14 protein-coding genes and 1 pseudogene are annotated in these 21,633 nt (G+C 45.8%); 14 read left to right on the plus strand and 1 reads right to left on the minus strand.

What is annotated here, in order from left to right:
- The first annotated feature begins 118 nt into the window (after positions 1 to 118).
- The 14 genes and pseudogenes from ACBP55_RS06170 (at position 119) to ACBP55_RS06235 (ending at position 19,907) form a co-directional block, all read left to right on the plus strand.
- A complete protein-coding gene (locus ACBP55_RS06170) occupies positions 119 to 1,471 on the plus strand; it encodes an ABC transporter substrate-binding protein (protein ID WP_464650540.1) in 1,353 nt (450 codons plus the stop codon).
- 148 nt (positions 1,472 to 1,619) lie between these two features.
- Positions 1,620 to 3,374: a sensor histidine kinase gene (locus ACBP55_RS06175; RefSeq protein ID WP_464650541.1), complete on the plus strand. Its 1,755-nt coding sequence runs from the start codon at positions 1,620 to 1,622 to the stop codon at positions 3,372 to 3,374.
- 8 nt (positions 3,375 to 3,382) lie between these two features.
- On the plus strand, positions 3,383 to 5,002 hold the full coding sequence (locus ACBP55_RS06180; protein ID WP_464650542.1) for a response regulator transcription factor: 1,620 nt from the start codon (positions 3,383 to 3,385) through the stop codon (positions 5,000 to 5,002).
- 314 nt (positions 5,003 to 5,316) lie between these two features.
- On the plus strand, positions 5,317 to 7,164 hold the full coding sequence (locus tag ACBP55_RS06185; RefSeq protein WP_464650543.1) for a GH32 C-terminal domain-containing protein: 1,848 nt from the start codon (positions 5,317 to 5,319) through the stop codon (positions 7,162 to 7,164).
- 24 nt (positions 7,165 to 7,188) lie between these two features.
- On the plus strand, positions 7,189 to 8,106 hold the full coding sequence (locus tag ACBP55_RS06190; RefSeq protein ID WP_063891977.1) for a carbohydrate ABC transporter permease: 918 nt from the start codon (positions 7,189 to 7,191) through the stop codon (positions 8,104 to 8,106).
- Between the two features lie 88 nt (positions 8,107 to 8,194).
- Positions 8,195 to 9,031: a carbohydrate ABC transporter permease gene (locus ACBP55_RS06195; protein WP_464650544.1), complete on the plus strand. Its 837-nt coding sequence runs from the start codon at positions 8,195 to 8,197 to the stop codon at positions 9,029 to 9,031.
- Positions 9,032 to 9,070: 39 nt separating this feature from the next.
- Complete coding sequence (locus tag ACBP55_RS06200; RefSeq protein ID WP_464650545.1) at positions 9,071 to 10,039, plus strand: carbohydrate kinase family protein; 969 nt, start codon at positions 9,071 to 9,073, stop codon at positions 10,037 to 10,039.
- A gap of 29 nt (positions 10,040 to 10,068) precedes the next feature.
- On the plus strand, positions 10,069 to 11,580 hold the full coding sequence (locus ACBP55_RS06205; protein ID WP_464650546.1) for a glycoside hydrolase family 32 protein: 1,512 nt from the start codon (positions 10,069 to 10,071) through the stop codon (positions 11,578 to 11,580).
- 677 nt (positions 11,581 to 12,257) lie between these two features.
- Positions 12,258 to 14,048, plus strand: a complete 1,791-nt coding sequence (locus ACBP55_RS06210; RefSeq protein WP_464650547.1) for a sensor histidine kinase — start codon at positions 12,258 to 12,260, stop codon at positions 14,046 to 14,048.
- A complete protein-coding gene (locus tag ACBP55_RS06215; RefSeq protein ID WP_464650548.1) occupies positions 14,023 to 15,108 on the plus strand; it encodes a response regulator in 1,086 nt (361 codons plus the stop codon). Before ACBP55_RS06210 ends, ACBP55_RS06215 begins: the two co-directional genes overlap by 26 nt.
- Positions 15,109 to 15,222: 114 nt before the next feature.
- Positions 15,223 to 16,543: pseudogene (locus tag ACBP55_RS06220) on the plus strand (ABC transporter substrate-binding protein).
- 38 nt (positions 16,544 to 16,581) lie between these two features.
- Positions 16,582 to 17,463: a carbohydrate ABC transporter permease gene (locus ACBP55_RS06225; protein WP_464650549.1), complete on the plus strand. Its 882-nt coding sequence runs from the start codon at positions 16,582 to 16,584 to the stop codon at positions 17,461 to 17,463.
- On the plus strand, positions 17,460 to 18,284 hold the full coding sequence (locus ACBP55_RS06230) for a carbohydrate ABC transporter permease (RefSeq protein ID WP_464650550.1): 825 nt from the start codon (positions 17,460 to 17,462) through the stop codon (positions 18,282 to 18,284). Before ACBP55_RS06225 ends, ACBP55_RS06230 begins: the two co-directional genes overlap by 4 nt.
- A 12-nt stretch (positions 18,285 to 18,296) precedes the next feature.
- Positions 18,297 to 19,907, plus strand: a complete 1,611-nt coding sequence (locus ACBP55_RS06235) for a cellulase family glycosylhydrolase (protein WP_464650551.1) — start codon at positions 18,297 to 18,299, stop codon at positions 19,905 to 19,907.
- 169 nt (positions 19,908 to 20,076) lie between these two features.
- On the opposite strand, the gene arfA is transcribed toward ACBP55_RS06235, so the two are convergent.
- Positions 20,077 to 21,588, minus strand: coding sequence for an arabinosylfuranosidase ArfA (gene arfA / locus ACBP55_RS06240; protein WP_464650552.1), 1,512 nt, complete (start codon positions 21,586 to 21,588; stop codon positions 20,077 to 20,079).
- Positions 21,589 to 21,633: the final 45 nt, after the last annotated feature.

Here is a 21,633-nt window from a genome sequence, read left to right on the forward strand (position 1 = left end):
ATAGATCATGATAATTTTATAAGTTCTAAGCAGAGAATATTGAATTTAATATCCCGTCCCCTTTGATATGATGATGACAAGAACAACAACAAAGATATATGAAAGGGGCATTTACATTTTGAAAAAACTAAGTCAAACAGTAGTAAGCGCTATCGTAGTCGGTGGTTTATTGGCGGGATGTTCAACGCAAAGTGACGGTGGAAATAAGTCGTCTTCAGCGCCCAGCCAAACGGATAATGCTGTTAAAAAAGAAGAGAAAGTCAAACTGACGTTCTGGAGAAACTCGGGGAATGATACGGAGAATGCAGCCTATGACAAGCTTGTAGCTTCCTTCGTGCAAAAGTATCCGAACATTTCTGTTGAAATGACACCGATTCCGTACTCCGATTATGACACGAAATTACGAGTATCCATTGCTTCGGGCAGCCCGCCGGATATTATGGCGTTAGATGCTCCTACGGTCGGTTCGTATGCAAATGCCGGGGCTCTGAAGCCGTTGACGACATACTTCAAAACGGACGGGAATATCGATGATGTTCCTAAATCAACACTTGCGACTTACACGTATCAAAATGAAATTTACATGGCGCCATTAACGGAATCTTCGATTGCCATGTTCTACAACAAAAAGATGTTTCAAGCGAAGGGCATTCCGCTTCCTTCCAAAAATCCGGATGAGCCGTGGACTTGGGATCAGGTGCTCGATGCCGCAAAGAAAATCAATGATCCAGCGAGTGGCATCTTCGGTATAGATCCTGCACAAGGCTTCGGCAATGCGGGAGGCACGGCCTACTTCAAGTATCCGATCATCTGGCAGCTTGGCGGAGAAATTATGAGTCCTGACGGTAAAACGTCGAAAGGCTTTTTGGATTCACCGCAAACGAAGAAAGCCATTCAATTCTTCTCGGACTTGTATAACAAAGATAAAGTATCTGCTCTGGAGTATCCACCGGATCCATTCCCGAACGGCAAACTGGGAATTACGATTGATGGCTCCTGGTCACTGGCAAATTTGAAAGAGAAATTCCCGAATTTCAAGCTTGGGGAAGACTATGACATTGCTCCTCTGCCAAAAGGAACTGCACAAGCCGTAGCGAATGGCAGCTGGGCGCTTGGCATTTCAGCCAAAAGCAAACACCCCGATGAAGCGTGGAAGTTTGTCAATTGGGTAACTGGGCATGATGGACAAAAGACGTATGCCGGCATGACTAAGGATATCCCGTCCCGTTATTCGGCAGCGAAGGATTTCCCTGAATTGAATGAGTATCCGAAGAACATCTTCGTCATTCAAAATCAGAAGTACGGCAGACCGCGTCCGATTACGCCGATCTTCCCGCAAATGTCCGATGCTGTGAATAAAATGTTTGAAGATGTCACCATCGGCAAACGGAATATTGACGCATCCATTGCTGAAGCGATCACGACGATCGATAAGGCTTATGCGGATGTGCAGGCGCAGCAGAAAAAGTAGGTTATTGAAGTTCATAGAGACGAATCATTTCGATGATCGTCTCTTTGTCGTTGTTTCCCTAGAAGGTTGACGTGTATGATAAATAGATGGTGTGATGACTGGATAAGAAACGGGGGATTTCATGTTTTTTTCATTGAGGAGCCGTCTGATGGCTGTTTTCTCTATATTGCTAATCCTCCCTTTTGCCGCACTCGCTTATATCCTTAGTGAGGAAGCGTCGAAAACGATTAAAGCGTCGATTGAATCTTCAACCGCTCAAACCATCGAACAATTTGCTTCGCATGTCGTGACTCTGCTTACTCAGGTTGAAGATACGGGCAATCAGGTTGTGAGCAGCCGAACGACGCAGGAATGGCTTACGGTTCATTTGAATCCCGATAATACGATTCAGGAGCGAGTTCTTACAAAGCAGAGATTGCGGGAGTATTTTTCTTCGTATGCCGTTAACAACTCTAATGGCATATCGATTAGCGCTTTTGCTGAGGATGCCGGTGGATTGTGGACGCAAGATAGAAGCTATAAAAATAGCGAGTGGTTTACGGCATTTATGACTGAGGGTAAGCGCTGGACGACAGCGCATAAAGATATCGATCAATCAGACGAATTCATGAGAGCAAGATCGATTAACAGCTTTCTTTTTCCACTGGTGCAGCTGCAGTCGTTAAAGAATGTCGGGTTCATTAAAGTCAATTACCCCACAACTTTGCTTCGAAATGCAATTGAGAAGATTCGGGTCGGGAAGACGGGGAAAGTGATTTTGCTAACGAGAGAAGGCAATAGTGTGCTGGATCAAGATATTTCAGAGGAACGGGACATTCTAAGGAGTGGTCTTGAGCAAATCGATAAACGATTCGTGGAGGAGAGTAGCGGGATTTTCCCAATTGAGGATAAAGGGAGTACGAATCTGCTCTTTTTCCGAAAATTGCCTGCTCAAAATTGGACGATTGTAGGCACCGTTCCCGAAGGTGAATTGTATGAGAAGATCACCCATATCAGGCAAACGATGCTTTTGGTTACCGCATTTTTGCTTATTCTCGCTATGCTGACGGCCTTCTGGTTGTCCGCAGGTATTACCAAACCGCTTAGTGTGATGGGCAAAGCGATGAAGCATGTGCAGCGCGGCGAATTTAATCAGGCTCTGCATGTGATGCCGAAAGTCAGGGAAGGACATAGTGAAGTAGGCTATGTGACGGGTGTTTTCGAGCAAATGACGCACAGACTGAGATATTTGATCGAAACCGAGTTCGAAACGAATCTCCGTCGAAAGAATGCTGAATATAAGGCGCTGCTGCTGCAAATTAACCCGCATTTCTATAATAATACGCTTGAAATCATTAGCGGTCTGGCGGCCATGAAGCGGGAAGACCTAGTGATGGACGCCACCGAGGCTTTAGGTAAAATGATGAGGTATTCGCTGAACCTGAACAGTGATTTGGTCCGAGTAGCCGAGGAAATGAGCTATATTCGTGATTATCTGTTCATTCTCCATTTGAGACATGAAGCTCGGTTACAAGTCGTGATAGAGGAAGATCCGGCTGCAAAGGATTTCATGATTGCCAAGTTCATTATTCAGCCTCTGGTGGAAAATGCAGTGAAGTATAGTCTGGAGAAGGACGGCGTCGCACAGGTTATGCTGCGTACACAGGTGCTGGACGATAGATTGTTGATCTGTGTCAAAGATAATGGTATCGGTATGTCCCCCGAGTTGGTTCAAGATTTACTGACAGAGATTAAGACGGGTGATTCCGTTGCCATTCTCAGCAGCGAGGGGCAAAGCATAGGACTTCGCAATGTTTTATCACGATGTCGGTTGAATTATGGGGAGCAATTTCACTTAGGCTTACATTCCAGGTTGGGCGAGGGGACGGAAATGACCTTGTACCTTCCTCTGCTAAGGAGCTGACAACATAGATGTACAGAATCATGCTGATTGATGACGAAGTCGGCGTACGAAACAGTATTAAAGCCAAAATCGATTGGAAATCCGCCGGATTCGAAATTGAATTAGAAGCAGCTAATGGGCTGGAGGCCATGCAGCTTCTTAGTGAGCAGCCGCTGCCCGATGTTGTGATTACGGATGTCCGAATGCCGCAAATGGATGGTATAGCGTTCATCAAAGCTAGTAAGGAGAAGTTCCCTCATCTTCGTATCATCGTGCTTTCGGGCTATTCGGATTTTGAATATATGAAGGCAGCCATCCAGCTGGGTGTGAAAGATTATTTGCTAAAGCCTGTGGTGCGCAGCGAATTAACGGCACTCCTTGCCAAACTGTCCGAAGAATTGGAAGATGACCGCAATCGAATACGCGAACAAGACCAAGAGGAAATGAAGAATCATCAACAGCTTCAACTCATGCAGGAGCAATTAATTTGGCAGCTGGTGAAGGATGAATGGTTTAGTGTATCAACCGTGAAAGAACGGATGCAGCAATTACAGCTGTCTTCTTTGACCATAGATGATGTGCATGCGCAGTTTGTGACGGTGGAGATGAGAATTCCGCAAGGCCGCTTGGACGATTGGAGTGAGCGGAAAGACTTACTCTACCTGGCATTCCAGATGATTTGCCGGGAGTCTGCCGAAAATTGGGAGCAGGTGTATCCCTTTTATCCTATTAGTCATCCTGCCATGATGCATTTCCTGATCCTTATTCAAGATCCTGCGCAGCATGGTCGTTTCATGGAGGACTTCGTGCGCAAGCTCAAGCGGAATATCAAAAGCTACCTGAGAGTGGAGAGTGTAGTCGGCATAGGTGAGTCCATCAACGGATTGAGGCAGTTGAAGGATGGTTATGCATCGAGCATGCTGGCCTGGAGCCAAAGCACGATCCAATCAGACAAGGCTGAGCCGAACCGAAATATGCTCGCAATGACTCATGCTTTTTCGCCGGAAGTAGAGCGCAAGCTGATGCAAACCATTGAAAGTCTGGATATGCCTGCATTCACTAAGCAGCTGCATACCATTTTCTCCGCTGATCGGGACACGCCGATGTTTGTATTTACCTTTTTGACGCTGCGGATTATTTTGCTGTTTAATGCGATAGCCAAGAAGTTCGAACTTGGTGATGCCTCGCTGCAAAGCTATCTATGGAACTGTCAGATGACAGTGAGAGACTATTCCTCTAGGGAGCAAGTGCTGGAGCAGCTTCATGAAATGGCGCAATTGGTGATGAACGAAGTGAGGAAAACGAGGTTCTCCAGCGGCCAGCAGATGATCGAAGCGATTCGCAACTATGTAGATGAGAATTTCTCCTATGAGCTCACGCTGGCTTCACTTGCGGACATGTTTCATCTAAATGAGACCTACTTGTCCGGATTGTTTAAGACGAGCGTTGGCGTTACTTTTAGTGATTATGTCACGAAATTACGTCTAAGTAAGGCCACGGTGCTGCTGGAAGAAAATGAGCTGAAGCTAACGGATATCGCTACGCTGGTTGGCTACTCCAGTTCAAGTTACTTTAGCACAGCTTTTAAAAAGTATTATGGCAAAGGGCCGAAGGAGTATCGGGAAGAGCTGCTAAGTAAGAAAGTGTAGCAGCTAAAAGATGCAGATTTGAAATGGGGCTGTTCCAAAAGGTCAATTCGACCATGAGGGCAAAGATAGCTACTTGGAGAAATAAGAGTCTCTGGGAGCTTCTATTTGCGCGGAAAGTGGCTATAGGAGCGGGATAAGAGTCTTTAGGGGCTCTTATTTGTCGTTGATTGGGTGGGAAAGCTAGCTACTTGGAAGTGTTTAACTACTGCAAATAAAATTGAAAGGCAATACCCGATGATTTTGAAATCTTTCTTCGTGCAGACTCGGTACAATTATCATACAGAAAATGATGGTGACATGCACAAGGAGGAAGTATGCGGAAGAAATTAGGATTATGGGCAGTTGGTGCTGCCGCAGTCGTACTTCTAGGATTGGGGGTGGCGGTTCTGGTTAAATGGGATGGCAGATCGTCGGATGCAGCAGATAGCTCAGCTTTTACGTATGCGAGTGATCCGAATTATTATACAGAAAAGTTCCGTCCTCAGTATCACTTATCACCAGAATCCGGCAATATGAGTGATCCGAACGGGATGGTCTATTTCGAAGGTGAGTATCACCAATTTTATCAAAACAGCGGCCAATGGGGACATGCGGTAAGTAAGGATCTGACCCACTGGGAGCATCTTCCTGTAGCTCTAGCTCGGGATTCCTTGGGAGAGATTTGGTCAGGGAGCGCTGTGGTAGATAGCAAGGATACGAGTGGATTTTTTGGCGGCAAAGCAGGCTTGGTCGCGATTTTTACCCATTTCAAAGGCGGTGTTCAGTCGCAAAGCATTGCCTACAGCGCGGATAAAGGTCGGACATGGACCAAATATGAAGGAAATCCGGTGATTCCGAATCCGGGCTTGAAGGATTTTCGAGATCCGAAGGTCATCTGGCATGCGCCTACCCGTTCTTGGGTGATGGTAGTGTCTGTGGATAACCGTGTTCGTTTCTATTCATCGCCTGACCTGAAATCATGGAAAATGACGAGCGAGTTCGGAAGCGATCAAGGTTCGCACGCGGCCGTATGGGAATGCCCGGACTTGTTCGAGCTGCCTGTCGAGGGCTCCAAAGCAAAAAAGTGGGTACTAGCGGTAAGTATCGGCAGCAACGATACGACGAAGGGTTCCACTGCGCAATACTTCATCGGTACGTTCGACGGGCGAACGTTCAAGAATGATAATAAGCCATCGGATGTGCTATGGACGGATTACGGTAAAGATTTCTATGCCGCTGTGTCCTATTCGGATATTCCAGTCAAAGATGGACGCCGCATCTGGCTAGGGTGGATGTCGAATTGGCGTTATCCGTTCGCGATGCCGACGGGCAGCTGGAAGGGGAACATGTCCATTCCCCGCGAGCTTAGGCTGAGGAATATCCCTGATCAAGGCTTGCGGCTGATTCAGGAGCCGATTAAGGAACTTCAGACTTTGCGAGGTAAGGAAGTTATTGTCTCCAAGCAGGCGTTATCTGCAGGATATAATCCGTTCGACGCCATCAAAGGAACATCTTATGAGTTGGTTACAGAACTATCTGTTCAGCCGAATGCGAAATTAGCGTTCAAGCTTAGAAAAGGAAGCGACCAAGAAACGAGCGTCAGTTACGATACCAAGACGGAGGAGCTGACGGTAGATCGAACACGCTCCGGCATCACCTCGTTCGAGAAGGGCTTCGCTGAGAAAGTTTCAGCGCCGCTGAAGCTGAAGGACGGCAAGCTCAAGCTCCGATTTTTCGTAGATGAATCTAGTCTTGAGGTATTTGCGAACGATGGCGAGGCTGTCGTCTCCAGTCTGATATTCCCGGATCCGACGAGTAACCGACTTGAGTTAACCGCTTTGGAAGGCAGCGTCACGTTGGACAATGCTCATTTTTATCCGATGCAGACGGTATGGCGGAATGAGGATGTGAATGCTGCCAAGCCGCAGCGGATTGTGTTAAGTAAGAGCACGCTCGATGTGCCAGTGAATAGCAGTCAGCAGGTCGAAGCTTCGGTCATTCCATTAAGCGCTCCGCAGCTATTGAAATGGCAGTCTAGCAGCGAGGCGATAGCTACAGTTTCAGCGGTTGATGGTGGAGCTATGGTGAAGGGTGTTCAGGCTGGACAGGCGGAGATCAAGGCGATCAGCCCAGATGGCAGCGTGGTTTCGAGCTTCAAGGTTTTTGTCTACGACGGAAAATAAATAAGTGGAATGGAGAGATAGACCATGGATACAGCGATACAAACAGCGGTAGAAACCAAAATAAAATCGCGAAGTTTCCGAAAGCATGAGCAAGCAACCGCATTCTGGTTTATTTTCCCGGCGATAGCCTTATTGCTTGTCTTCGTGTTCTACCCAATGCTGCAAGCCTTCATCATCAGCTTCAAAAACTACTCATTGGTTGGTGCAGGCGATGTATTTGTCGGAATGGATAATTATGTTCATTTGATGAAGGACCGCGCTTTCTTTAACAGTCTGAAGCATTCGTTTTATTTTGCTATCATTGTGATTCCGATTCAAACGAGCATCGCTCTGGGGTTAGCGTTATTGATCCAAAAGAAAACAGCGGCGGCAGGTTTGTTCCGAACGCTCTATTTTATCCCGGTTATTATTTCGACAGCGGTGGCTGCAACGGTTTTTAAGCTGATTTACAATAAAGAGTTTGGGCTTTTGAACAGTGTTCTCAAGGCTCTGCACCTGCCGGTTACAAGCTTTCTATCTGATCCGGACACGGCGATGAATGGCATTATTGTGCTCGGGATCTGGAAAGGCGCCGGATTTTTCATGATCATCTTTCTGGCAGGTTTGAACAATATTTCTCCAGACCTGTACGAAGCTGCTAGAGTGGATGGCGCTTCTAGGATTCAGCAGTTTTTCAAAATTACGCTTCCGCTATTGAATCGGACCATGGCCTTTGTTGTCATTATGACCACGATAGATGCGATTAAGCTGTCAGGGCTCGTCTTCGTATTGACAAATGGGGGGCCGAACAGCTCGACGGAAACTGTTGTTTTCTATATTTACAAGCAGGCTTTCACGCAAATGAGAATGGGGTATGCGACAGCGGCGGCTTTTGTGCTCTTTGCGATCGTGCTAGCCATTTCACTTATCCAAATGAAGTTATTTAACAAAGACGCTGATTAAAGCGGAGAGACTTTGAGCACGCTCAAAGATCCCAAAGAGGAGAGACTTTGAGCTCCACTCAAAGATCCCTATATTAGGAGGAATTGCCATGAAGAGGGTAACCAGCATCGTAAGAATGATCATCATGATTGTGATCGCTTTGATTTCTGTCGCTCCGATCCTATGGATGGTCGCTGGCTCATTTCGTCCGTACCAGGAGCTTTTTAAATATACGTCTCTGAATATTCATCTGCTGATCCCTGTGGAATGGACGGGACGTAATTTTCATAATGTTATTTTCAATGCACGCAATCCGTTTCTTCGTTATATCTGGAATACTTTGTTCGTGGCTTCGATCGTGACGGCGCTAGTGCTTATCATTAACTCGATGGCGGCTTTTGCGTTTGCTAAACTCAGGTTTCGCTTCAAAACGGTCGTTTTCGCATTGTTTATGTCGGCGATGATTATACCGGGTGAAGTTACGCTCGTGCCAAACTACTTGCTCATGCATGATCTAGGCTGGCTTAATTCTTATAAAGCGCTGATCGTACCTTCGATGTTGTCCGTGTTCGGCATCTTTATGCTGAGGCAATTTTTCGCAGAGGTTCCGAACGAAATGATGGAAGCGGCACGTATAGATGGAGCTAGTTTACCGCGTACATTCGTATCCATCGTGCTTCCGGCGGCAGTTCCCGCATTAATTACACTCGGTCTGATGACGTTCCTAGGCAACTGGGATTCCTATCTCTGGCCGCTTATTGTGATCAATGATCAAAAGATGCAAATGATTCAAGTGGGTATTTCCACATTTTCCTCTAACGAAGGGACGGATTGGTCCAAAGTATTAGCGGCAAACACGCTATCGACAGTGCCGATTCTGCTGCTGTTCTTGTTCTTGCAGCGCTACTATATTCAGGGTATCACAATGTCAGGTATTAAGGGTTGATCTAAGGAGTTTGCATATTGCGGAGAAAGGAAGCTTAAGATGAACTATGATGCAGTTGCTCTAGGGGAGTACTTAATTGATTTTACACCTCAAGGATTATCTGAAGCCGGACAGCCTGTGTTTGAGCGCAATCCGGGAGGAGCTCCCGTGAACGTTGTGGCCGCTATGGCTAAGCTTGGCATGAAGACCGGGTTCATTGGGAAGGTAGGCAATGACCCCTTTGGTAGGTATTTACGGCAAGCCTTGCTGCAGCAAGGTGTGTCAGATAGCGGGCTTGTCGCGTCTGACGAGGCTCATACGACAATGGCCTTCATACATTTGGATTCGCAAGGCGAGAGATCCTTTCATTTCTCACGAAAGCCCGGTGCAGATCAACTGTTGAGAGAGGAAGAAGTGAATCTGGCCATGCTTGAGGGAACGCGGGTTTTTCACTTTGGATCGATTTCGATGACAGCGGATCCCTCCTACACAGCTACGATTAAATCTGTGCAGAAAGCCAAGGAGAAGGGCGCGCTTATTTCTTATGATCCCAACTGGCGTCCTTCTTTGTGGGAAGATGAGCAGCATGCTAGGGAGGCTATTCATGCGGGCTTGAGATTGGTTGATCTGGTGAAAGTATCCGAAGAAGAGGTCATCTTCCTCACAGGACAAGGGGACATAGAGATTGCGTCGAAACAGTTAATGGAGCGGTATTCCATTCAATTGCTATTAGTAACCGCTGGATCTATAGGCTCATTTTATCGAATGAACGATTGGTGGGGGAAGGTGGACAGCTATTCGGTTCATACCGTTGATACCACGGGTGCTGGGGATGGCTTTCTCGGAGCTTTTCTATACCAAGTGTTAATGTTGGGAAAACCTTTACAGGCCTGGAGCGAAGATGAACTAAGCAGCGCCTTGAGATTCGCGAATGCAGCGGGTGCTTTAGCGACGACTCGGAAAGGTGCCATTCCATCGCTTGGTACAATTGAAGAAATTGAAGCATTAATGCGATCCGGGAATGTGTGATAGAAGCGTAGGAATGAGGGGGAAATAGGATGAGTCATCAAGGTGACAAGGAACGGAATAAGGTTCACGAGGAACGAGTAGTTCTAGCCAATACGGCGTTGGAGCAAGCTTCAGCAGCAACAGTAGTGGCAGAGGACAACTTCAGGCTTTACTATCATTTGATGCCTCCAGCAGGCTGGATGAATGATCCGAATGGCCTGATTTATTTTAATGATGAATATCATGTGTTTTATCAGCACTATCCTTATGAGCCCAAATGGGGACCGATGCACTGGGGACATGCTAAAAGTAAAGACTTGGTGAGCTGGGAGCATCTGCCCGTAGCGTTGGCGCCATCAGAAAATTACGATATGGGAGAAACCGGTGGATACGGTTGCTGGTCGGGCAGTGCTGTGGACGATAACGGTGTGCTGACGTTGATCTACACGGGGCATGTTGATGGACGCACACCCACTGAGGTTCAGTGCATAGCGACAAGCACAGATGGGGTTACCTTTAACAAAGCAGCGAATAACCCGGTTATTGCTGGCGCGCCAGAGGAAGGTGGCTTCGGATTTCGGGATCCGAAGGTTTGGCAGCATGCAGGTGTATGGTACATGGTTATTGGATTCGGGAAAGACGGTTTGGGCAAAGCGCTGCTGTATAAGTCTTCAAATCTGCGGGATTGGAGCTATATCGGGGTCGCAGCTGAAAGCGATGGCACGATGGGGGATATGTGGGAGTGCCCGGATTTGTTTCCGTTAGGGAGCGGAAATGACCACGTGTTGGTGATTTCCCCAATGAATATGGGAACGACCAAGACGATGTATCTAACTGGCAAGCTTAGCTATGAGAGCGGCGTTTTCGACTACCGCTACGCAGAGCGGCTGGACTATGGCTTCGATTTCTATGCCCCGCAAACGTTCATGGACGGACAGGGAAGACGTATTCTCATTGGCTGGATGAATATTTGGGGCGCTCAAATGCCGGAGCAGGAGCATGGCTGGATGGGGGCTTTTACATTACCTCGGGAGCTGACACTTTCAGAGGACGGAACGCTGCGGATAGAGCCTGTGGAGGAATTGAAAGCCATGCGCGGGACTCATCACCGTGTCAGTAATCTATCCATCTGTGCGGATACGGAAGTACCTTTGCCAGAAATTCATGGGGACGCGCTTGAACTTATCGCTGTATTTGATACAAATCAATCATCTGGTGATGCTGAGTTCGGTTTGCTGCTTCGCTGTTCAGAGGATAGTTCCGAGTACACGGAAGTGAGCTATTCAGCAGCCGACTGCAAGCTGAAAGTGGATCGCAGTCACTCCGGTGCAGGCGAAGCGGGTGTGAGCGAAGTGCAGTTGACTCCTCTAGAGGATGGCCGCGTTAAGCTGCAGATATTTATTGATCGCTCTTCTGTCGAGATATTTGCTAATAACGGGCTAAAAACCGTAACGAACCGCATTTACCCAAAACCTGACAGTCTGGGAATCAAGCTGTTTGCCAGGAATGGAGAAGTATCTCTGGAAAGCTTGGACGTTTGGAAGTTAACAACGGAAGGGTAAGCAGGTCATCGATTGTAAGATTAGCGCGAGGAAGCGCTTTTCTTTTTCCTCATTATAAAAGCGCTTACATATATTGTGAATATGAAAATTAGGAGATGAGCCGTGTTTGAATGATCTTCGAAACGTCTAGTTTCGTTATAGGCTAGGGGCTATCCCAAAAATCATATTTGGTATATTCAGTTCCTGCTTTGTGAATTTCAATGCCCGAATGCTACTTCCATTGGATTAATCCAGTGGAAGTAGGGATTTGGCCGCCTAAAAGTCAATTCCATTGGATTATTTCCAATAGGAACGCGAATTTCGAGGTCTAAGAGTCAATTCCATTGGAAAAATCCAATGGAATTATAATTTCGAGCTGAATACCGATTCGAATGTTCCATATGGTCAAAAGACCTAAAAGAGCTGTCCTCAAGTAGATTTATGAACTACTTTGGGACAGCTCTTATTATTTTCACGAAATCAATATGTTCTAATAGTGTTAATCAATAAATTAGAATGACATCAGCATGCTGCAACTCTAAAATTAAAATATGAGAGCGCTTTAAATCAAGACTTTCGATTTATTTTTCGTGTAAAAAATAATAAAAAATGAAACCTAAAATAGGAATGCTATTCCTCAAAAGATAAAGTAACATGAAGGTAAGCGCTATCTTCGTTCAGAAAGGAACTCTACTGCGATGCGAACAAGCCTACGTCTTCGATTGATGGTACTCATGATTTGCTTAACCACGCTGCCGGTTGTCACCGTCACATGGATTGCTACGAATAATACACGGAGTTCCGTAGAGAAGGAAATCATTAATGCGAACAATTCGAGGATGTTATGGGCCGATCAATATTTGGAGGAACTCCATCAGCAAATCGATATTCTGTTTTATTCCTTGCAAATTAATCAGACGCTCATGGCTGGACTTAATGATATGAACAACCCTGATATCGGGGTACAATTTAACACGCAAAATTATATCAAAAACACACTTACGTCTGCCTTCTATGCAAATTCCAGAAAGATAGACGAGTTGAATTTATATATTCATCCAATCCAAAAGGCATTCTCAGTCAGTTATGCAAACAGCGGAACCGTTTATTCCTTAAACATTCGGGAAGGCAATTGGGGACGTATGCTTCAAGCACCCATCAATATGTATTTTAAACAATCCGGCAGTGCCATTTATGCATATCACAGTATGAATCGATTTGAGGATCGTATGTTGTTAGGCGGTATTTCCGTCCGTATAAACAAGCAAGTGTGGAGGGAAGTCAGTAATATTTTAAAATCAGAATCGGAAAGCTCGGTTTACTTGATTAATGATCAAGGGGAGCTTTTGTCTGGTTCAACGGAGACAATGAATGCTGCAGAGCTTCAGTCCCAACTTAAAAGCCTCGACCAGAATGATTTTGAATTGGCATTTCGCAGAACCAAGACGGATTTCTATTTCTTGAAACGGGTCGGAGACGGTCAACTTACGGTGGTGAAGGTTATTCCACTTCGCACAGTCAACCAAAGCGCACAACCGACGATCCAAGCAGGGATTTTAACAGGTACCCTATTTGCTATAGCCTCAATTTTGCTTTCCATTTTCGTATCGCTTCGGATTAGCAGGCCGATTGTCAAGCTTGCCAAAACCATGAAGATGACACATATTCATAATTTTAAAATGTCTCCGGTCCAAAGCAGGGACGAAATCGGATTGCTGGAAAACGGCTATAATTCCATGATGAAACGTATTAAGGAATTGATCGAGGTTGAATATCAACAGGAAATTGATCTGAAGAATGCGCAATTAATGGCCCTGCAGGCGCAAATCAATCCACATTTTCTCAATAATACCCTGAATTTGATGGGGGGCATGGCATTGGTGAAGGATGCTCCTGAAATTTATGAAATTACCCGGGTAATGGGAGAGCTTTTACGCTATTCCATCAGCGCAGATGGTGATTTGGTACCTCTGGAAGACGAAATCAAGCATATGCGGAATTACCTATATATTCAGGAACAACGCTTCGCTGATCGTTGCGGTATGCATATATCTACAGATGAGAGGGCACTTCTTACAAGGCTTCCTAAATTCACACTTCAACCGATCCTCGAGAATGCGTTTGAACACGGACTGCAGCGTAAGGAAGGCAGGTGGAATATCGAGATTCGGATAAGGCTCATAGGTAAACGAGTCTATATCTTCATTAAGGATGACGGGATAGGCGTTGACGAGGAGCATTTAAGTGAGTTGCGAACGGATTTGAGAGATGGACGACTGGCGCCTCGAACAAGGAACAACAATGTAAGAAAGAAAAGGGGAATCGGCTTAAGAAATGTTCATGCAAGGCTCAAGCTGCAATTCGGCAAGGGCTGCGGTGTTCGCATATTTAGCAAGACAGGTGTGGGGACCTTGGTTGTAATAGTAATGGCTGCTGATAAGCAGGAGGAAGGAGGCAAAACGGATGCTGAACGTATTGATCATCGATGATGAGCTATGGTCCAGACAAGTCGTTAGATCATTGGGAGCTTGGAACAAACTCGGACTGAATATCATTGGGGAAGCAGATGGCGGGCGGGAAGGAATTGTTCTGATTGAGATGCTGCATCCGAGCATCGTGATCACCGATATGCGAATGCCGGGACTGGACGGTGTGGAGCTCCTGCAGGTATTAAATGAACGATACCCCGAAGTTAAAATCATCGTGATGAGCGGCTATGACGATTTCGTTTATTTGAAGCAGGCGATACGTTCCCGTGCCGTTGAATACCTTTTGAAGCCAATCAATCCAGTCGAATTGAACGCTGCCCTTTCTCGGTGCGTGGAGGAGCTGCAAGCTTCACTACAACTACCAACTTCATGGGATACGCATGTCTTTACGGATAAAAAGATGCTCGACACCTATGTGAATTATCGGCAGCAGGTTTATGAATATCTCTTGGAACTCAATCGCCCTGCAGTGCTCCACACGCTGGAAAAAATAGAGGACCTCCTATCCGAAGGATATACAGTGACACAGGATGGAAGAATACCGGCTAGAATTGTGCATGATTTCCTGCATTTGCTGGAAGAGTTTACAGCTGGTACGGATTATGGTTTGGATTCAACTTGGATCGAGGAGCGACGTGAACGTGCTGCATTGTTAAGTGGGTACTCTTTGGGAGAAATTCATACCATCCTGCGTGAGTGGTTAATTGATGCCATAGATGCTATAGAGGCGTACCGCAAAAATAAAAATCGATTAGCCCCTGAGGACGTGCAGGCTTACATCGACCGCCACTACCAAGAAACGATTTCCCTTGAGACGGTAGCTCATCACTTTTTTGTGAGCAAGGAGCATTTAAGTCGAGCATTCAAGGCTGCTATTGGAGAGAATTTATCCGACTATATCGTTCGTAAGAGAATGGAAAAAGCTAAGGAATTAATCATGGATCAACGACTTGCCATCAAACGTGTAGCAGAGCTAACTGGCTATGTCGATATTGCTTACTTTTATCGCGTGTTTAAGAAACATTTTGGACTCACCCCTGGGGAGATGCGTAAGGACTAGCTCGGAAATCAATAAAGTGCAATAACGAATGCTAATTTCATCAAATGATTCATAAAACCCTTCTCCTCTATACTGAAATTGTAGTTACTAATCTTCTTTAGGGGGAAATGAAGAATGAAGAAAGCGCTTCACTTCATGCTAAGCGTTACCTTATTGGGCGCAATGGTCGGTTGTGGCACGAACACCAACTCCAGTAATGGCGGAAAAGAGGCTACGCCAGCTCCGGCAGATTCGAAAACCGGCAGCAACTGCCCCAGCTCCAGCTAAGAAAGTAGAATTGAAAGTATTTATGGGCTTTCCGCGATTTAAGGATCAATTTGACAAATATTTCGAACAATTTAAGGCAAAGGAAAAAGCGGAAAAAAATATTGATGTCACCATCAATCTTGAAATGCCGAATCCGGATCAAGCCAAGCAAATCTTGCAGACTCGCCTTTCTTCTAATGATGCGCCGGATTTGTTCACCCTGCACGCTGTAGCAGACGTCCCCAGCTATTACAAAGCCGGTTACTTGAGTGACCTATCCAATCAGCCATTTGCGGCAGGCTTGTTCGATAACGTTAAAAAGACGGTAACCTTTGATGGAAAAATTGTAGCATTACCGCTTGAAAGCTTGGAATGGGGTTATTTGTACAATAAGAAAGTGTTCAATGATTTAGGTCTGAAAGCTCCTCAAACAGTTGATGAAATGAAAGCGGTTGTAGAGAAGCTGAAAGCGAATAAAGTGACACCCTTCGAGTTGTCTTTCCAAGAGGCATGGATTCCGCAGCTGATCATGGCGCTGTCGCTCGGTGGGATTGTGACTTCGGAGCATCCGGATTGGATCCAAAAGATGAACAAGGGTGAAGCCTCCTACAAAGACGTACAGGACGTATTCAATATTATTGATATTGTTATGCAAAATGGGACAGATAAGCCATTCGAAGTAGGCAGCGCCCAAGGCTCTACTGATTTCGCGAACGGGAAAGCGGCAATGTGGGTTCAAGGTCCATGGCAAGCAGAGGCCATTCAAAAGGTTAACCCGAAAATTGAATTCGGCGTTGCACCGCTTCCGGTGAGCAATAACCCGAAAGGTACGATGATCAACCTATCAACGTCCACGTCTCTAGCAGTATCTCCAACAAGCAAAAACAAAGAGGTTGCTATGGATCTTCTAAATTACATCCTTGATCCGAAGGATTCATCAGCCTTGTTCCAAGAATTAAAGTTCAATCCCGTATCTAAGGTTCACACGTATAAATCATTCCCTTGGATCGATGAAGCGATGACCTACGTTTCTCAAGGGAAGGCTTATCAGGACTTGTCTCTTCCTAATGGCGTTACTGATGAACAAGCGAAACTGCTGCAAAGTTACTATGCGAAGCAAGTAACGAAAGACGAGATTATCAAAGCGCTGGATAAGAAATGGGCAGACGCGATTAAGGCTCAGCAATAGCATGGATATTTATGGTGACCGGGAGTGAGAATAGGCTAATGACAACGAAACGAAAAAAGACGGTCATCCTATTAGCCTTCGTGTTTCCCGCTCTATTATTCTACGCTGTATTCGTACTCGCCCCCGCATTCGGGGGCGCATGGTACAGCCTTACGAATTGGAACGGACTGAATCGCACGTATCGGATGGTGGGATTGGCTAATTACATCGAGGCATTAACGGCGGACCCGTTCTTCCTGAAGTCGGTAGGCTTCACCCTTAAATATGTCGTGTTCATGGTTGTGCTTCAGAATGTGATCGCTCTGCTTTTGGCGGTTCTCGTGGAATCCAGACGGCGCAGCAAGGTATGGTTCAGGACGATTTTTTTCATGCCCAATATGATTAGCTTGATCATTGGCGGCTTTATGTGGTTATTTATTTTCACCAAAGTACTTCCATATATAGCTGAACATTCGGTATTCGCCTTTTTGGATAAATCTTGGATCGGTGATCCAGCTTATTCGTTCTTCGCCATCGTTATCGTGTCCCTATGGGGAGGCGTCGGTTACCTGATGGTGATCTATATCGCCTCCTTACAGGGAGTGCCCCAGCATCTGAAAGAAGCGGCTGCGATTGATGGCGCGAATGCTTTTAAAACGTTTCGTTATGTGACGCTTCCGATGATTTATCCGGCCCTAACGATTGGTATATTTCTTACTCTTAACGGCTCGTTTAAAGCATTCGATGCTGTCTACTCATTAACCGGCGGTGGTCCGGGCAGATCAACGCAGGTCATCGCGCTGAATATTTTTGAAGAAGCATTTAAATCAAGTAATCGATATGGGTACGCGAATGCTAAGGCGATGATCTTGTTTCTAGTCGTGTTCTTGATCACTTTGATTCAGCTGTGGCTGATGAAGAGAAGAGAGGTGGAATCATGAAGCGAATCGGTTCCTTTATGATTCTGCTGCTCCTCCTTGCTGCTGCCATATTTACGTTGTTTCCGATCTACATGGGACTGCTTAACTCCTTTAAGACGGAAGGCGCCATGATGAACAATATTTTGTCGCTGCCTACCCATTTGGAAGTAGGAAATTATATTGGCGCATTCCATAAGACTAATTTTGTTAGAAGCTTAGGAAATACGATATATATCGCATCGGTTGGTTTGTTAGGCATTATCATTTGCGCGTCGATGGCTGGATATAAACTATCTAGGACACCAGGAAAGTTAAGTGCATTTATATTTCTGCTGTTCGTCATGTCCACGTTGATTCCATTTCACTCTATTATGATAACGCTGACTAAAATTTCTAAAGCGCTATCCGTGCAGGGCTCAACGACGGGTCTAGGGTTGATATATATAGGCACAGGTGTCGCCTTTGCGATCTTTTTGTACCATGGTTTTGTGAAGTCTATCCCCCGCGATCTGGATGAAGCAGCTGTCATCGATGGGTGCGGTGAGTTCCGATTATTTTTTGTTGTCATATTTCCGTTATTACTGCCTATTACGGCTACGATTGCGATTTTAAACCTGTTATGGATATGGAACGATTTTCTTCTGCCGTTACTGATGTTGACCAACTATAAGACGTATACCCTGCTATTATCCACCAACATGCTCTTCGGTCAATACGGGAATAATGACTGGTCGGCCATCTTGTCTTCATTGATTTTGGCCATGCTGCCAGTCGTTCTCTTCTATTTATTACTGCAAAAATACATTATGAAGGGTATAGCAGACGGTGCAATAAAGGGATAGGAGTGAAAATTATTGAGCTCAATTCGTGAGAATGAAGTTGTCGGCTTCCTTAAAGCGGAGGGGAAGAGACTCGTTAATGGTGAAGGTCGCGAGTTGCTGCTTAGAGGCGTTGGCTTCGGAAGCTGGCTGCTCCCAGAGGGCTACATGTGGATGTTTCCGGAGCAGGGGGATCGTCCGAGGCGTATTGAAAAGATGATACAAGAGCTGATCGGCGAACGGGAGGCCGAAAGATTTTGGAACATTTACTATGATGTTCACACGTCGGAGGCAGATATTCAGCAGATAGCCGCTGAAGGGTTTAATTCCGTTAGGGTGCCAATAAACGCAAGATTTTTAATTGAAGACAGCGAGCCCCTTCGGGTGAAAGAACATCGATTGAAACTCATTGATCGGCTTATCGGATGGTGCCGTACGCACCGAATTTATGTGATTCTAGATCTACACGGGGCACCTGGGGGCCAGACGGGTACGAATATTGACGACTCTGAACGCGACTTGCCAGAGCTATTTACAGAAGAACATAATAAGCGTCTTACGGTTCAGTTATGGCGTTTTCTCGCAGAGCACTACAAGGATGAGTGGATTGTTGCCGGCTATGATCTGCTCAATGAGCCGCTGCCCAACTGGTTCTCTGCTTATAACGGTGAGGTAATGCCTCTTTACCGGGACATCGTCAACGCGATCCGAGAAGTAGACGATCACCACCTTATTATTCTAGAGGGTGCCCATTGGGCAACGGACTGGTCGATTTTTACGGAAAAAATCGATGATAATCTGATGCTCCAGTTCCATAAATATTGGAATAATCCAGATACGGAGAGCATCAGAGTCTACTTAGAAAAGCGTGAAGAGTGGAACGTGCCCATTTACATGGGTGAAGGCGGTGAGAATAACAAAGCATGGTACACCGGTGCTTTCCGCCTTTTTGAAGATCACAATATCTCATGGAATTTCTGGACTTGGAAGAAGATGGGCAAGGATAATTCACCTTGCAGCGTTAGGGTGCCCCGCGATTGGGAGATACTTGTCGAGTACTTAGAAGGCGGTCCGAAGCCAGATGAGATAACTGCACAACGGATCTTATGGGAATATCTAACTAATTTAGCTTTCGACCAATGTGTGTATTACCGCGATGTTGTTGACGCCATGTTAGGCAGACCTCCTGTTCGAATACCTGCTATTTTCTACGGGTATCGGGGAGAAGGTGTCAGTTATGGCATCCAGCAGCCGTCGAATCAGAATGTTGGCTTTCGCATCAATGACCGCACTGACATTCGGTTTGTCGCAAGTGCAAGGGAGACAGCAAACTTCGAACATGGCAAAGGTGAGACATGGCAGGAGAACGAGCGCCTAGAAGTACACTTAGCTGAAGGCGATTGGCTGGCCTATGAAATTTATGTGCCTAAGTTTATGGATTATACGCTTTATGAGATCAACGTATACCTTAACGAGCTTGATGAAAACGGAAGTCTTGCAATCTCGATAGATGGCGAGAACAAAAATAGTAGAGAACCGTTCACGCTTGAGCCAGGTACACATCGCATTGTAGTTCAAGCTAAAGGTGCTCCCGTTCGGCTTGAATGGTTAGAAATTATTCCGACTAGCATAGTGAAACCGGTATGACAGGAGAGCACCTCACTGGCAGGGATGAGGTCAGGGGTTAGATCCCTAGGCTCCACTATACAAAAAAACGCAGTCAACTCGGCTGCGTTTTTTTTATGGTGGCAGACTCTTTTTGATGGAACCTGGGTACGTCCACGCGGATATCTTGGATCAGTTAATATTATTTATTCTAGGTTTTTTTTATTTGCAGTCGAAGAACATTCCATGAAGCTTTGCTGAGATCAGCCTTTACATATCCATCGTCTGTTTTGGCGTTACCGCCTTTGTGAGGGACGACATTATCAGGCTTCGTTTTTGTATTGGTCGCTTTTAAATCTACATGCTCCAACACTAAATGCTCGAGAATGCTAACTTCGCCGAAGCTGCGGACGTCAACGGTAAGCTCGAGCCCCTCTGATAAATGACGATTTACAGCGAAGATCGTAACTTCACCTTGCTCTTCATTGAAAACACTGATGGCCTCTAGATACGGAACATCGGTGAAATCCTTTGAATCGTATTTAGGTGATGAAGTAATGGGGTGAAGCACCGTTCCTCTACCGTACAAAGAGGCATGAAGGTACGGATAATAAGTGGTTTGCAGCCAAAGAGGGCCCCCATTTTCAGTCATAATCGGTGCAATCACATTAATCAATTGGGCTATGCACGCCATTTTAACACGATCTGCATGTTTCAGCAGTGTAATCAGGAAGCAGCCTACTGCAAGAGCGTCCTCCAACGTATAAACATCTTCGAATTCCGGCGGTGCAACCTGCCAGCGTTCAGTAGCACGGCTTGTTCCAATGGAATTCCAAACATTCCATTCATCTAAAGAAAGCATGAGCTTTTTCTTGCTCCGTTTCTTCGCTTTCATGTAATCGCAAATAGCTGTTACACTGTAAATGAATTGATCCATATCAAGCGATTTCGCCAAGAAATTAGAGGAATCATTCTCATTATTATTGTAATAGGTGTGCAAGGATAAATAATCCACTTGATCGTAGGTAAGATCGAGCACGGTAGCTTCCCAATCAGCGAATGTACTCATCCCACTTGATGAGCTGCCACATGCAACAAGCTCTAGGGAAGGGTCAACCCACCGCATAGCTTTGGCCGTTTCATTCGCTAATCTGCCATATTCGACAGCCGTTTTTGCTCCGATTTGCCAAGGGCCATCCATTTCATTCCCAAGGCACCACGTTTTGAAATTATGCGGATCTTTATAACCATGTGATATTCGCAGATCACTCCAGTAAGAACCAGAAGGATGGTTACAATATTCGACGAGATTTCTAGCCGCGTCAACGCCGCGGGTACCAAGGTTAACGGCCATCATGACTTCTGAACCGACTAGTTTAGCCCAATCCGCGAATTCATTTGTTCCCATCTCATTGGTTTCTGTTGTCCACCACGCTAGATCCAATAGACGCTTCCGCTCGGCCTTTGCACCAACACCGTCCTCCCAGTTATAGCCGGAAACAAAATTTCCCCCTGGATAGCGAATGATTGGAACATTCAGTGAACGAATAGCATCCAGAGCATCGCGTCGGAAGCCGTTCTCATCTGCGGTTGGATGGTTTGGCTCGTAAATTCCGCCATATACGGCACGTCCTAGGTGTTCGATAAATGACCCATAGAGCCTTGGATCTACTTCTGAAATGGTGAAATTCTTATCAATAAGCATAGTCGATTTCATGGACATAGCATATAATCCTCCTAGTTGAATTAATGAAATGGTTAAATCATA

Source organism: Paenibacillus sp. WG02 (assembly GCF_055396115.1).

Coding starts and splice junctions, on each gene's coding strand:
- ACBP55_RS06185 (WP_464650543.1), top strand. CDS start 5,317: ATGCGGAAGAAATTAGGATTATGGGCAGTTGGTGCTGCCGCAGTCGTA.
- arfA (WP_464650552.1), bottom strand. CDS start 21,588: ATGTCCATGAAATCGACTATGCTTATTGATAAGAATTTCACCATTTCA.
- ACBP55_RS06175 (WP_464650541.1), top strand. CDS start 1,620: ATGGCTGTTTTCTCTATATTGCTAATCCTCCCTTTTGCCGCACTCGCT.
- ACBP55_RS06230 (WP_464650550.1), top strand. CDS start 17,460: ATGAAGCGAATCGGTTCCTTTATGATTCTGCTGCTCCTCCTTGCTGCT.
- ACBP55_RS06190 (WP_063891977.1), top strand. CDS start 7,189: ATGGATACAGCGATACAAACAGCGGTAGAAACCAAAATAAAATCGCGA.
- ACBP55_RS06195 (WP_464650544.1), top strand. CDS start 8,195: ATGAAGAGGGTAACCAGCATCGTAAGAATGATCATCATGATTGTGATC.
- ACBP55_RS06215 (WP_464650548.1), top strand. CDS start 14,023: ATGCTGAACGTATTGATCATCGATGATGAGCTATGGTCCAGACAAGTC.
- ACBP55_RS06205 (WP_464650546.1), top strand. CDS start 10,069: ATGAGTCATCAAGGTGACAAGGAACGGAATAAGGTTCACGAGGAACGA.
- ACBP55_RS06200 (WP_464650545.1), top strand. CDS start 9,071: ATGAACTATGATGCAGTTGCTCTAGGGGAGTACTTAATTGATTTTACA.
- ACBP55_RS06210 (WP_464650547.1), top strand. CDS start 12,258: ATGCGAACAAGCCTACGTCTTCGATTGATGGTACTCATGATTTGCTTA.
- ACBP55_RS06225 (WP_464650549.1), top strand. CDS start 16,582: ATGACAACGAAACGAAAAAAGACGGTCATCCTATTAGCCTTCGTGTTT.
- ACBP55_RS06180 (WP_464650542.1), top strand. CDS start 3,383: ATGTACAGAATCATGCTGATTGATGACGAAGTCGGCGTACGAAACAGT.